Raw genomic sequence first — 13,614 nt, 5'->3', positions numbered from 1 at the left:
TACCTAATACCTAATACCCAACACCCAACACCCAACACCCAACACCCAACACAAAAAAATGCCTCATCAAACTGACAAGGCATTTTAGTAAAAATATGTTGTTATAGATTATGATTCAATCTCTGATTTGTCTTTCATCATAATGCTTTTCGATTTGCTAGGGTCAACAATCTTTCCTTTAATCTTGATCGCTTTTGTTGGTTCATCTGCATTAGAATACACTGTAATTGTCTTTCTAATTGGTCCAACACGCTTTGTATCATACTTCACCTCAATAACTCCATTTTCACCTGGTAAAATTGGCGCATCTGGTTTTTTAGGAATCGTACATCCACAACTTGAATATACTCTTGTAATTACTAAAGGTGCAGTTCCTGTATTTGTAAATTCGAAAACACGAACTCCATCAGCTCCTTTTTCTATAGTTCCGTAATCAATAGTTTCTGCTTTAAACTTGATCTTTGCGGTCTTTTCCTGTGCTTGAATAGCAATGGTAAACAAACCAACAAATAGTATTGTAATTATTCTTTTCATCATTTTTGTATTTAGTATTACTGTAAAATTACTTACTTATTTATAATCTTACAAAAATTGTTTCATAAAAAACAAAGTTACTAGTATCAAATACACATATTTAACAATTAAATGCAAAAGTGATAAAACACTTTTTAAATAGTATAGATATAAGTACTTTTGCAAACTATATTACAAAAACAATACCAAAATGAGTATTCAAAAGAAGTATGATCCAAGTAAGATCGAAGACAAATGGTACCAATATTGGATGGAGCAAAACTATTTCCATTCAGAACCAGACGAACGTGAAGCGTATACAATAGTAATTCCGCCACCAAACGTCACAGGAGTCTTGCACATGGGACACATGCTCAATAATACCATTCAAGATGTGTTGATAAGACGCGCACGTTTGCTAGGATACAACGCTTGTTGGGTGCCAGGAACGGATCACGCTTCTATTGCTACGGAAGCAAAAGTTGTAAACAAATTGAAGCAAGAAGGTATTAAAAAGTCTGACTTAACTCGTGAAGAGTTTTTAGGCCATGCTTGGGAATGGACACACAAACACGGTGGAATCATTTTAGAGCAACTTAAAAAATTAGGAGCTTCTTGCGATTGGGACAGAACGAAGTTTACAATGGATGACGATATGTCAGCAGCTGTCATCAAGACATTTGTTGATTTGTATAGTAAAGGGTTGATTTACCGCGGATATCGTATGGTAAATTGGGATCCAGAAGCAAAAACAACGCTCTCTGACGAAGAAGTAATTTACGAAGAAAAGCAAGGAAACTTGTATTATCTGTCGTATGCTATTGAAGGAAGTGACGAAAAAGTAACGATCGCTACAACACGTCCAGAAACGATTTTGGGAGATACTGCAATATGTATTAACCCAAATGATGAACGTTACACGCATTTAAAAGGTAAAAAAGCAATAGTTCCGTTAGCAAATAGAGTGATTCCTATTATTGAAGACGAATATGTAGATATCGAATTTGGAACAGGTTGTTTAAAAGTAACGCCTGCACATGACGAAAATGATAAAGCTTTAGGAGAAAAACATAACTTAGAAGTAATTGATATTTTTAATGATGATGCTAGATTAAATAGCTTTGGATTGCATTATCAAGGAAAAGATCGTTTTGTAGTTCGTAAAGAAATTTCGAAAGAATTAGAAGAAAAAGGATTCCTAATAAAAACGGAGCAACATATTAATAAAGTTGGAACTTCAGAAAGAACCAAAGCCGTAATTGAACCAAGATTGTCCGATCAATGGTTTTTGAAAATGGATGATTTGGTAAAACCTGCCATCGAAGCAGTTTTGGGTGAAGACAGTGAAATTAACTTATTCCCTAAAAAGTTCGAAAATACGTATCGCCATTGGATGGAAAACATTCGTGATTGGAATATTTCACGTCAACTTTGGTGGGGACAACAAATTCCTGCCTATTATTTTGGTGATGGAAAAGAAGATTTCGCTGTGGCGGAAACGAAAGAAGCAGCGTTAGCTTTAGCGAAAGCAACAACAGGAAATGAAAACTTGACGCTAGATGATTTACGTCAAGATGAAGATGCGCTAGACACATGGTTTTCTTCATGGTTATGGCCAATAAGTGTTTTTGATGGAATTCGTAATCCTGAAAATGAAGAAATTCAATATTACTATCCAACAAATGATTTGGTAACAGGTCCGGATATTTTATTTTTCTGGGTTGCCCGAATGATTATTGCTGGATACGAATACCGCGATTTAAAACCATTTACCAATGTATATTTAACAGGTTTGGTACGTGATGAGCAAGGTCGTAAAATGTCGAAGCAATTAGGAAATTCGCCTGATGCTTTAAAATTGATTGAAGATTATGGAGCAGATGGTGTTCGTGTTGGATTACTATTAAGTTCTGCCGCAGGAAACGATTTATTGTTTGATGTTGCTTTGTGTGATCAAGGAAAGAAGTTTGCCAATAAAGTATTTAACGCATACAACCTAACGCAAATTTGGGAAGTAAGTGATGCTGTTGAGCAACCTGAAGTTGCTAAAATTGCAATTGAATGGTATAAATCAAAATTCCAAAAAGCCTTGGCAGAATTGGAAGATCAATATAGTAAATATAGAATCTCAGATGCACTGATGATTTCGTACAAACTCGTTTGGGACGATTTCTGTTCGTGGTTCTTGGAAATGGTAAAACCAACCTATGGTTCGCCAATTGATAAGAAAACATATGATACAGTAATTTCTTTATTTGAAGATAATTTAAAGATATTACATCCGTTCATGCCTTTCCTTACGGAAGATATTTGGCAACGTATGGCTGAACGTTCAAAAGAAGAAGCTTTGGTAGTTTCTAGCTGGCCAAAAGCAGCTGAGGTGAACTCGGAATTGTTATCAAATTTTGAAATGATTCAGGATGTTGTATCTGGAGTTCGTACAATTCGTAAAGAGAAAAACATTTTACAAAAAAATGCAGTCTCGTTAACGATCATCAATAATGAAAAATTTACAACGACTTTAGACACAGTTGTTGCAAAGCTTGAAAATGTAGAGAGTATCAGTTACAGCGATGAAAAGTTAGAAGGTGCATTGTCTTTCCGTGTAAAATCGAATGAATACTTTATTCCGATGGAGGGCGCGATTGATATTGAAGCTGAAATTGAAAAACTAACGAAAGAGTTAGAATATGTAGAAGGTTCGTTAAAACGTGCTCAAGGTATGTTAAACAATGAAAAATTTGTGAACAATGCCAAAGAAGTTGTGGTTGATAAACAACGTAAAATTGTTTCTGATTCAGAAGCTAAGATTGCAACGTTAAAAGCGAGTTTGGCTTCTTTGAAGTAAGATGGTTATTTGACTTGGGCTTCGCTCAGTGTTCAAAAATTGTATATATAAAAAGTCACGTATGGAAGAAATTCTGTGTGTGACTTTTTTTTGTTTTCTAGAAATTGAATATATCAAAATTCGTTAATACTAACCGTCTCTTCGAGTGAATTTGTGTAGGAAATTAGTATTGAGAAGTACTTTGAAACGGAATTAAATAATAAAAACTTTTGAGTTTCTAACTTGTTGTTATAATGTTAACTACGGGAATCCCGTAACTGGTAAACATTTTGTTTTTGTAATTTATATGTATACTAATTTTAAAAATATTTTAATCATGAAAAGAAAGAGTTTACAAGGATTGCGTCTAAAAAAAGAAAACATTTCTAATTTAAGTAAAGAAGAATTGACTGGTGGTGCAATTACTGGTGGTTGTTCTGATGGATGCACTCCTTTTCAAAGTGCTTGGAATTGTACTAGAGGAAATTGTACAGGAGATTGCGAAAATGGATCACAATCTTGTTATTGTACTAGATAGAGTTGAAGAGTAATATTTTATTTAAAATACAATTATTTAAAATAAAGTTAACCTAATAAGAAGCTATTTCAAGATTAATTGGGATAGCTTTTTTTATGACTAGTAGAATGAATTGATTGCGTTGCTTTAAGAGTTCCGTAAAACAAATGATTGTCACAACACAGATTATCAATTAAAATTGTTTGTTTGAAAGTTTACAACACAAAATGCTAAAGCGTAAGCGCGTCTAAAAGGCGAAGCCGATACTAACAGCAAAGCGAGTCTAAGAAGTCTAAGAGTAAAGCAAGTATAAGAAGTCTAAAAAATCTATTTTTCAAAATACGAATTCACCAATTCAATATACGCTTCTTTGGCTCCTTCAGGAGAAATGTCTTGGGTTTGTAACAATGCATTCATCTTAAAAGCATTGATAATTGGGCGACGACTGCTAGGTTTATCGTCGTTATTGGTAGCACGTTTGTAATATGCATACAAGCGCAATAGGAAATCTGCAGGAAATGATTCTGTACTATTATTGACGCGTTCTACAGCTTCAAAAAATTCTATGTCTAACTTAGAGGCGCTCATTATTTCATCGCAATTACATCGACTCCGCCTTTAACGGTTTGATTTAGTTGTACGTTAATATTGGTGTCTAAAGGTAAAAACAAATCTACACGCGATCCAAACTTTATAAATCCGGCATCTTCACCTTGTACTGCTTGTTCACCTTCTTCTGCATAGTTGATAATTCTTCGTGCCAATGCACCAGCAATTTGTCTATACAAAATAGTTCCGTAGGTTTCATTTTCAACTACAATAGTTGTGCGTTCATTTTCTTCGGAAGATTTCGGATGCCAAGCAACTAAGTATTTTCCTGGATGATATTTACTATATTTTATAGTTCCACCAATGGCATAACGCGTTACATGAACGTTTATTGGTGACATAAAGATAGAAACCTGTAAACGTTTTTCATTAAAGTATTCTTTTTCGAAAACCTCTTCAATCACAACCACTTTTCCATCAACAGGAGCAATAACATGTCTGTCATTCTTTTGTGTATCGCGTTTAGGGTTTCTAAAAAATTGTAGAATCAAAATTAAAAATACAACTGCAATTCCTTGCAATAGATATTTCATCCAAGCAACATCAATTTTATCTGCTGTAATAACTATAGCAGACACAATAATAAATGTTACAATGATGATTTTATAGCCTTCTTTATGAAACATAATGTAATATCTTTAAAAACAAATAAATAAATGGTGCTGAAAATATCATGCTATCCAATCGGTCAAAAATTCCGCCATGTCCAGGCATTAATGTCCCGCTATCTTTTACGTTTGCTTGTCTTTTAAACTTTGATTGAATTAAATCGCCAATAGTTCCTATAGAACTTATAATAATTGCCATAATCAACCAACTACTAAAACTTAGTGTTTCTGTAAATTTAGCTATAAAATAACTAGCAATGCAAGAAAAAAGCAATCCACCTAAAAAACCTTCTACTGTTTTCTTTGGTGAAATTCGCGCAAATAATTTTTGTCTACCAAAGTTTTTTCCAGTGATATAAGCAAACGAATCATTCACCCAAACTAAGATAAAACTTCCTAAAATAATGTACGGTTCGTAGGTTTCTGTTGCATTTGGTATTAATAATAAGAACGCAAAACTACTACTCATATAAAAAGCAACGAGCAGGTATTTTTTGAATTCGTATTGCGGAATTATTTTTTTACTGAATAAATCTCGAATCAAAAATAAAGAAACAAAGATGGAGAAAACTAACAGAATCAGTGTAGCTTCTTCAATTTTAGCGTCAGGTTGGAGTAGCTTCCAAAAAACGAAAACGCCAAGTATAGCTAAAAAGATAATGTATTGCACAAAACCTTTTAAGTTGATGAGCTTGCTAAATTCAAACATGCACAATAACCCAAAAATGGTAAAGACAGCAAAAATAGCTGATTGTGAGTAATATACTGAAGAAATTAATAAGGTTACAAAAATTAATCCAGTTAAAGATCGGGTTAAAAATTCTTTCATTCTAGAGGTCTTCCAATAGCAGCAAATATAAGTTTTTTGAGCTACTTCCATAAGATAAAAAGTCCTTTTCTTCTTGTACTTGAAAATGCTTGATAGTCGTTATGTTACTTGGAATGTTAGATTTGTATTTGTTTTTAATACCACGCAATCCTTCGCCTATAGTAGTTACAAGTTGACTTGTAGTGGCAAGAATGACAAAATTATCAGGTAGATCGTTTAGTTTTTTTTCTTTTATTTGATTTGAACAAACTAAAATAGAACCATTATCGGCAATTAAATACTCGCAAGAAGCTAAATAAAAACTAGCATTCATATTGATACGAGAAAATTTCATATCAAAATTATCAAATTGCTCTTGCAGTTTATCATCAAAGCATAATACCTCTTTTGTTTCCCAATTGTTTTCTATGAGAATATTTTCCAAACTGTCATATACATCTGTAAATGAATCACAGTATAGAAATTTCCCTCCGTTTTTACGAAAATTGATCGTAAAACGTTCGTCAATAGGAAGTTCTATTTGTGGCATATATTTTCCACGCTCATCTGCAGAATTCATATCCTGTAGAGGCTTAGATTTGGAGCCGAAAATTTTTTTGAAAAGACTCATAGAGTCAATTGTAGTTTATGATTTGGAATTATTTAATGTAAAGATAGAAAATCTCGAATTATCTTTGGTATAATTCGAGATTTTTTAAAGGAAAATATTTTACCTAATTACTAATTATTCTTCCGAATCATCAACACTGTCAGATTTTAAAAACGGTCTTGCGCCGAAAATTCCCTCTAAGTCATCTTTAAAAATAACTTCTTTGTCTAAAAGTAATTCTGCAAGTTTCGTTAATTTGTCTTTATTCTGTTCTAATATTTGAATAGCTCTATCATATTGATTTTCTATAATCTTAGAGATTTCTTCATCTATTGTTTTAGCAGTTTCTTCACTATATGGTTTATTGAACCCACTGTCGTTTCCGCTTGAATCGTAATAAGTTAAGTTTCCTATTTTTTCATTCAAACCATATACGGTTACCATGGCACGCGCTTGTTTGGTTACTTTTTCCAAATCGCTCAATGCACCTGTAGAAATTTTATTAAAAATAACTTTCTCAGCAGCACGTCCACCTAAAGTAGCACACATTTCGTCAAGCATTTGCTCAGTACGAACTAGCATACGTTCTTCTGGTAAATACCATGCAGCTCCTAAAGATTGTCCTCTTGGTACAATAGTTACTTTTACTAATGGCGCAGCATGTTCTACTAACCAACTTACGGTTGCGTGTCCAGCTTCATGGAAAGCAACTGTTTTCTTTTCGCCTGGAGTAATAATTTTATTTTTCTTCTCTAATCCACCAACAATTCTATCAACAGCATCTAAGAAATCTTGCTTTTCAACAGCTTTCTTTCCTTTTCTAGCGGCAATTAATGCAGCTTCATTACAAACATTCGCTATATCAGCTCCAGAGAATCCAGGTGTTTGTTTAGATAAAAAGTCAGTATCTAAGTTATCGGCTTTTTTAAGAGGCTTTAAATGCACATCAAAAATTTCTTTACGTTCTCTGATGTCTGGTAAATCAACATAAATCTGTCTGTCAAAACGACCAGCACGCATTAAAGCTTTATCTAAAATATCAGCACGGTTGGTTGCAGCCATTACAATTACATTTGTATTTGTACCAAAACCATCCATTTCTGTCAATAACTGATTCAATGTATTTTCACGTTCGTCATTAGAACCTGTAAAGTTGTTTTTTCCACGTGCACGTCCAATGGCGTCAATTTCATCAATAAAGATAATTGCAGGCGATTTTTCTTTGGCTTGCTTAAACAAGTCACGTACTCTCGATGCACCAACTCCAACAAACATTTCTACGAAGTCAGAACCAGAAAGTGAAAAGAAAGGTACTTTTGCTTCTCCAGCTACAGCTTTAGCTAATAATGTTTTACCAGTTCCTGGAGGTCCTACAAGTAAGGCTCCTTTTGGAATTTTTCCTCCTAAAGAGGTATATTTTTCAGGATTTTTTAAGAAGTCTACAATTTCTTGAACTTCTTCTTTGGCACCTTCTAAACCAGCAACATCTTTAAAAGATGATTTAATATCTGTTTTTTCATCAAATAATTTTGCTTTCGATTTTCCGATATTGAAGATCTGTCCGCCTCCGCCACCAGCGCCGCCGCCAGACATTCTTCGCATGATGAAAATCCAAACTCCGATGATTAGTACAAATGGTAAAATGCTAAAGATGAAACTAGAAACTGTATTGTCAATTCTTCCTGAAGTAATTTCAAAATCTAAAGAATCCTTTTCTTTTGCCGTGTATAAATTCTCAACAAAAATCTTTTTCTCAGGATATTTTACAGTAAAATCAGGATTGTCGCCCATTGAAAAGATATTCGATTTTTTATTTATAAAACCTTTATAAATATCTTTTTTTGCGGCATCGTCTTTTAGGAAAATTTCAGCATAATCAGCGTTAGTCATTACTCTGATTCGCTTAATGTCATTGTATTTTATTAATTCCTCGAATTTTGTTAACGTAACCTTATCGTCAGCTCCAGAGTCATTTGAGAATATTAAAAAAAGGAGAAAAACTCCGATAGCCCCATAAATCCAATATGGACTGAACTTAGGCTTTTTTGTCATGTTATTGTTGTCTTTTGCCATTAAATCAAAATGTAATTTTTAATAATTTGCTTGAATAGAGGTTACTTTAGCATCTCCCCAAAGTCCTTCAATATCATAAAACTCTCGGATGTGTTTTTGGAATACATGTACTACTACGTTTACATAATCCATCAATACCCATTCAGCATTTTCAGCACCTTCAATGTGCCAAGGCTTGTCTTTAAGTTCTTTACTAACCAATTTTTGAACAGAACCTACAATGGCATTTACCTGTGTGTTAGAAGTACCATTACAAATTATAAAGTAGTCACAAACTGTATTTTCTATTTCGCGTAAGTCTAAGATGGTGATATCATTTCCCTTTACTTCTTCTATCCCTTTTATGATGCCTGTAATCAATTGATCAGTGCTTACCTTAGTTTTTGTCATTCAATTATTTATATTTTATACAAAAGTATTACTTTTAAATGTTATTTGTAACTCCTTTATCATAAGAATATCTAAAGTTTTTTAAATATACGATGAAAATAATCAAACTTGATGCCATTGATTCCACTAACACCTACTTACGACAGCTTAGTTTAGAAGAAAAGTTGGAAGATTTTACAATTGTCACAGCTGCTTCTCAAAGCGCTGGAAAAGGTCAAATGGGGACGAAATGGAGTTCAGAAAAAGGCAAAAACCTTACGTTTAGTGTGTTTAAAAAGGTTTTTTGTCTAGAAAATGATGAGCAATTCTACATTAGTATGGCAACTTCATTAGCAATTTATAAGGCATTAAAACACTTTCAAATTCCTAAATTAGCTATTAAATGGCCAAACGACATTTTGGCAGAGAATGAAAAGATATGTGGGATTTTGATAGAAAGTGTCATACAAAATAGCAAAATGACAGCAGCCATTATCGGAATTGGACTAAATGTGAATCAGACAGATTTTGAAGTAAACCTGAATGCTACATCATTAAAAAAAATTACAGGAATTCATTTCGATTTGGATGAAGTGATGTTTCATATTGCTGCACAATTAAAAAAATATTCCATATTAATTACCGATCGCTCTTTTGCAGAACTTAAATTAGAGTATGAATCATTATTATTCAGAAAAGATAAACCTTCTACTTTTCAAAACACGAATGGAGACTTGTTTATGGGATTTATTCAAGGCGTTGCCGAAGATGGAAAACTGAATGTACTGCTAGAAGATGATATTATGACTGCTTTTGATTTGAAAGAAATTAAATTGATGTATTGATTTAGACGCACTTGCACTCTTAGATTTTTAGATAGTTAGACGCGCTTGCTTTTAGATGGCTTCGCTTCGACAAGCTCCGCGTGAACGCTTTTTTGGAAATATACGAACATTGAGCGGAGTCGAAATGTGGATCGCTTCGCGTATCTTCTTATAATACTTTTTACATTTATAATTGAAAAACTCTATAATCTATTGTATTAACGGAAGTCGATGAAAACAAAAAAGCTGAACAAAGATCACTTCATTCAGCTTTTATAAAAGTATGTGTTTTTAAATTATAATTTACTCATATTTTCAGCAAGCGTATTTACAAATTTCCCAATTGGTCCTTTGATCATCATAGACATCATTGGGTTGAATTTGCCTTCAAATACCAATTGTGCTTCACATTTTCCTTCTCCAGCTTCCTGAATGTTTCCTGTAAGTGTAAATGGTAATTTATCTGATGCAGCACCAAGTACAACTTGACTGGTTGGTGTGCTTTCTTGTAATTTTAATACAATTTCGGGCATCCCTTTCAATGCGAAAAGAAATTTGCCTTCTGCCAAAACTTCAAACTTGCTGATATTTTCAGGCATTAGTTTTTCAAAATTTTCAACATTCGTCAAAAAATCGTAAAGTTCTTGGGGAGATTTATCTACGTTTACTTTTGGGCTTTCTATGTTCATCTGTGTGTTATATTATTTTAATTCTGTCAGATGGAATTCGCCAATAACTATTTTTGAATGTATCAATATTAGTAAAAGGCTCATTTCATATTGTTATTTTTCAGTAATTAATCAATTAGCGTTCCAATTTGCAGGATCTTTTCGCCAATTCTCCAAAGTTTCTAACTCTGCAGATGTAATGTAATTGGTATCTAAGGCTTGCTCTAAAAGATTTTCGTAGTTGCTTAATGTGTGTAAATTGACACCAGCATTTTTGAAGTTTTCTTTAGAAATATCAAAATTATACGAAAAAATAGCAACCATTCCTTTTACATTTACTTCAGCAGCGTCTAATGCTTTTACGGCATTTAAGCTACTTTTTCCTGTACTAATCAAATCTTCTACAACGACAACATTTTGCCCTTTTTGGATAAATCCTTCAATTTGATTTTGTCTTCCGTGTTTTTTTGCTTCAGGTCGTACATATACAAATGGGACACCTAAATATTCTGCTACTAGAATTCCAATTCCAATAGCGCCAGTAGCTACACCAGCAATAACATCAGGCTTTCCGTACTCTTTGTCAATGTGTTTTGCAAACTGCTCTCTTAGGTAGTTTCGTATCGGTGGAAACGATAAGGTAACTCTATTGTCGCAGTATATTGGCGACTTCCAACCAGAAGCCCAAGTAAAAGGTTCTTGTGGTTGTAATTTAATTGCGTTAATTTGCAACAATAATTCGGCAGTCTTTTTAGCTGTATTCTTATCAAAAATCATAGTGCAAATGTATAAAGTTTTTATCAATGAAAAGCTCATTATTCTATCAAATGAAGTTCAAAAGAGTGAAATTTCTGACACCTATCTGCTGAAAGACGTTGATTTAGAGTGGCTTATAGGGAAATTGGGAGCGGGAAAAATAGATAAAGCGATACTTTATCACGATAAAAGCGAAGAGTTGCTTCCATTGCTTTACACAAAGCTTCCATTAGTAGAAGCGGCGGGCGGTTTGGTGAAAAATGACAAACAAGAAACCTTATTTATTTTTAGAAACGGAAAGTGGGATCTGCCGAAAGGCAAAACTGAAAAAGGCGAAAATATTGAAGAAACAGCCATCCGAGAAGTGGAAGAAGAAACTGGCGTAACAGGTTTGTCAATTACCGAGTTTTTAATGAAAACCTATCATATCTTTAAAAGAAATGGTGAATATCGCTTGAAGTTAACGCATTGGTACAAGATGGAAACGAAATACGAAGGCGAGTTGCTTCCACAGATTGAAGAAGATATTATGCAAGTGGAATGGAGAAATGATGCAGATGCAGTATTAGCATTGCAAAATTCGTATGAAAATATAAAGTTGTTGTTTTAGTTTAGACTACTTAGACTTGTTAGATTTTTAGATGATTAGACTTTTTTATTTTTGATCTAACGATCTAACGATCCTAAAAATAGGATAACGTAAATGTGCTTTTTCGTAATGATCGGATTTTTTGTAAATCCAACGTAATTGTTGTGAAGCACTTTCTGCAAATTCTTTATCGGTAGCTTTTAGTTGTTCAAATTCAGTTTTCCATTCAGGGTTTTTTGCGAGCAATTCTTTGGCTTCATCTTCAAAAACATAGGCTGAAAACCCTTCTTTTTGCTGTAATATAGTATCGAAAAAATTCCAATTAAAGAACGAATCTACAGCTTCTGGTTCTAGTGTTTCTAGTAAATAGCGAAATGCTAGTTGATTGGTGTTTACAATAAAATCACCTTTTTTAAAACTAATTTTTTGCAAGGTTTTAGTTACTTCAGTATTGTAATGTGTATAATGACCTTCAAACGGATTGGTATAAGTTTTAAAATCTTTAATGTGATACACTTCTACATCAATAATAGTATCGTTTTTAAAAGTTTCAAGCGTCACATTATTCAGTTTTAACAAATCAATAATATGATGCCAACCTTGCGGAATAATGTATGCTTTTGGTACGGAAACTTTTTTGGTTATCTTAAAATAATTATAATAATCTACTTCTTTCGTAAACGGTTTGCTAGGATCGTATTTTAAACGCTTTTGACCAGTTAGATCACTATCAACAAAGTTTCCTTCAAAACCTTTAAAGTTTAAGGTGCTTTTTTGCTCTCTATCCAATTTCCATTGCACAGGATACGTTTTAGCATTTACAAAAGATTCGTGTGTTTTTTTGCGAATCGATTTTATGTCTGAATGATGTTTGGTTTCAATATTCTCTATCAATGCATCCATCAACGCATAGGTTCCTTCTACGCGTTGTTTATATGGTTTTAACATGTGTGTTTCTACCATTAAACCTAAGGTGTTAAACAAAGTTGTGTATCCTGTAGAGTAGCGTGGCGAATCCATAAATTGAGAGAATCCCGATTCTGGCGTACGCCCAAAAACATTTACATACGGCGTAATGTCCCAATTAGTTTTTTGTAATGTAGCTTCCAAATCGGGCATCATAGTATTGTGAAGAAATGCTCCAGCTTCATGTCCTAATTTGTTGTGTTGCGTAAATAAATGTGTCAATGTGTATTGATAATCGGCACCATTACTCACATGATTATCTACAAAAACATCTGGTTGTACTTTGTGAAATATTTCTGCAAATGCTTTTGCGTTTCGTGTATCCGATTTGATAAAATCACGATTCAAGTCATAATTTTGAGCATTTCCTCGAAAACCATAGGCTTCTGGACCATTTTGATTGGCTCTTGTGCCAGAATTACGATTTAAACTTCCACCAACATTATATACAGGAATTGCTGCAATTACTACATTTTTAGGCGCTTCTTTTTTTCCGTTTGCCAAATCACGCATGAGCATCATTGTAGCATCAATTCCATCACTTTCGCCAGGATGAATTCCATTATTGACTAATAAAATGGTTTTTTCTTTGCGAATGTTCTCAAAATCAAATTTCCCATCAGGGTTAAAAGTGACTAAGTGTAACGGTTTGCCAGCATCCGTATTTCCAATCGTTTCCAAATGAATTTCATTGTACGCATCCGCCAAAGCGGTATAATAGGAAATTACTTCTGAGTATGTTGGTGTTTGTGTTCCGCCAGATTTTTCAAAAATAGTTGTAAAATCGTAAGTAGTTTTTGTGTCCTTTTTTTCTGAAGAGCAGGCAAAAAATAAAGAAACACAGCAGCAGAATAGTATTTTTTTCATCGAAATAGGT

General features: G+C 33.5%; 14 protein-coding genes. 4 read left to right on the top strand and 10 right to left on the bottom strand.

What is annotated here, in order from left to right; all coding sequences use genetic code 11:
- Positions 1 to 108: 108 nt before the first annotated feature.
- Positions 109 to 534 (bottom strand): DUF1573 domain-containing protein, encoded by a 426-nt coding sequence (locus ACRBBL_RS16140; RefSeq protein WP_431370105.1) that lies wholly within the window; start codon positions 532 to 534, stop codon positions 109 to 111.
- Positions 535 to 724: 190 nt separating this feature from the next.
- On the opposite strand from ACRBBL_RS16140, the gene ACRBBL_RS16135 reads away from it, so the two are divergent.
- Positions 725 to 3,361 (top strand): valine--tRNA ligase, encoded by a 2,637-nt coding sequence (locus tag ACRBBL_RS16135; RefSeq protein ID WP_431370103.1) that lies wholly within the window; start codon positions 725 to 727, stop codon positions 3,359 to 3,361.
- Between the two features lie 316 nt (positions 3,362 to 3,677).
- A complete protein-coding gene (locus tag ACRBBL_RS16130) occupies positions 3,678 to 3,878 on the top strand; it encodes a hypothetical protein (protein ID WP_431370102.1) in 201 nt (66 codons plus the stop codon).
- 306 nt (positions 3,879 to 4,184) lie between these two features.
- Here ACRBBL_RS16130 and ACRBBL_RS16125 read toward each other — a convergent pair whose 3' ends face one another.
- The 6 genes from ACRBBL_RS16125 to rsfS all read right to left on the bottom strand — a co-directional run bounded on the left by ACRBBL_RS16125 (position 4,185) and on the right by rsfS (position 8,955).
- Positions 4,185 to 4,445, bottom strand: a complete 261-nt coding sequence (locus tag ACRBBL_RS16125) for an acyl-CoA-binding protein (protein ID WP_431370101.1) — start codon at positions 4,443 to 4,445, stop codon at positions 4,185 to 4,187.
- Positions 4,445 to 5,092, bottom strand: coding sequence for a phosphatidylserine decarboxylase family protein (locus tag ACRBBL_RS16120; protein WP_431370100.1), 648 nt, complete (start codon positions 5,090 to 5,092; stop codon positions 4,445 to 4,447). Before ACRBBL_RS16120 ends, ACRBBL_RS16125 begins: the two co-directional genes overlap by 1 nt.
- Complete coding sequence (locus ACRBBL_RS16115) at positions 5,082 to 5,903, bottom strand: phosphatidate cytidylyltransferase (RefSeq protein ID WP_431370099.1); 822 nt, start codon at positions 5,901 to 5,903, stop codon at positions 5,082 to 5,084. Before ACRBBL_RS16115 ends, ACRBBL_RS16120 begins: the two co-directional genes overlap by 11 nt.
- Before the next feature lies 1 nt (position 5,904).
- Positions 5,905 to 6,513, bottom strand: coding sequence for an LUD domain-containing protein (locus ACRBBL_RS16110; protein ID WP_431370098.1), 609 nt, complete (start codon positions 6,511 to 6,513; stop codon positions 5,905 to 5,907).
- A 114-nt stretch (positions 6,514 to 6,627) separates the two neighbouring features.
- The gene (gene ftsH, locus ACRBBL_RS16105) at positions 6,628 to 8,565 is read right to left on the bottom strand and encodes an ATP-dependent zinc metalloprotease FtsH (protein ID WP_431370097.1); all 1,938 of its coding nucleotides are present in this window, start codon (positions 8,563 to 8,565) and stop codon (positions 6,628 to 6,630) included.
- A gap of 18 nt (positions 8,566 to 8,583) precedes the next feature.
- Positions 8,584 to 8,955, bottom strand: coding sequence for a ribosome silencing factor (gene rsfS / locus ACRBBL_RS16100; protein WP_431370096.1), 372 nt, complete (start codon positions 8,953 to 8,955; stop codon positions 8,584 to 8,586).
- Positions 8,956 to 9,047: 92 nt separating this feature from the next.
- On the opposite strand from rsfS, the gene ACRBBL_RS16095 reads away from it, so the two are divergent.
- Positions 9,048 to 9,779, top strand: coding sequence for a biotin--[acetyl-CoA-carboxylase] ligase (locus ACRBBL_RS16095; protein WP_431370095.1), 732 nt, complete (start codon positions 9,048 to 9,050; stop codon positions 9,777 to 9,779).
- 275 nt (positions 9,780 to 10,054) lie between these two features.
- Here ACRBBL_RS16095 and ACRBBL_RS16090 read toward each other — a convergent pair whose 3' ends face one another.
- Together ACRBBL_RS16090 and pyrE are read right to left on the bottom strand one after the other, a co-directional pair.
- On the bottom strand, positions 10,055 to 10,447 hold the full coding sequence (locus tag ACRBBL_RS16090; protein WP_431370094.1) for an SRPBCC family protein: 393 nt from the start codon (positions 10,445 to 10,447) through the stop codon (positions 10,055 to 10,057).
- A 111-nt stretch (positions 10,448 to 10,558) separates the two neighbouring features.
- The gene (pyrE, locus tag ACRBBL_RS16085) at positions 10,559 to 11,203 is read right to left on the bottom strand and encodes an orotate phosphoribosyltransferase (protein ID WP_431370093.1); all 645 of its coding nucleotides are present in this window, start codon (positions 11,201 to 11,203) and stop codon (positions 10,559 to 10,561) included.
- Between the two features lie 7 nt (positions 11,204 to 11,210).
- Between pyrE and ACRBBL_RS16080 the strand changes: the two genes are divergently transcribed.
- Positions 11,211 to 11,792, top strand: a complete 582-nt coding sequence (locus ACRBBL_RS16080; protein ID WP_431370092.1) for an NUDIX hydrolase — start codon at positions 11,211 to 11,213, stop codon at positions 11,790 to 11,792.
- 45 nt (positions 11,793 to 11,837) lie between these two features.
- Here ACRBBL_RS16080 and ACRBBL_RS16075 read toward each other — a convergent pair whose 3' ends face one another.
- Positions 11,838 to 13,604 (bottom strand): M14 family metallopeptidase, encoded by a 1,767-nt coding sequence (locus tag ACRBBL_RS16075; protein WP_431370091.1) that lies wholly within the window; start codon positions 13,602 to 13,604, stop codon positions 11,838 to 11,840.
- Positions 13,605 to 13,614: the final 10 nt, after the last annotated feature.

The sequence above is a fragment of the Kordia sp. genome (assembly GCF_050633145.1).
Classification (GTDB): domain Bacteria; phylum Bacteroidota; class Bacteroidia; order Flavobacteriales; family Flavobacteriaceae; genus Kordia.
Note: the sequence above shows the minus strand (reverse complement) of the source record. Positions and strands in the feature narration are given on the sequence as shown.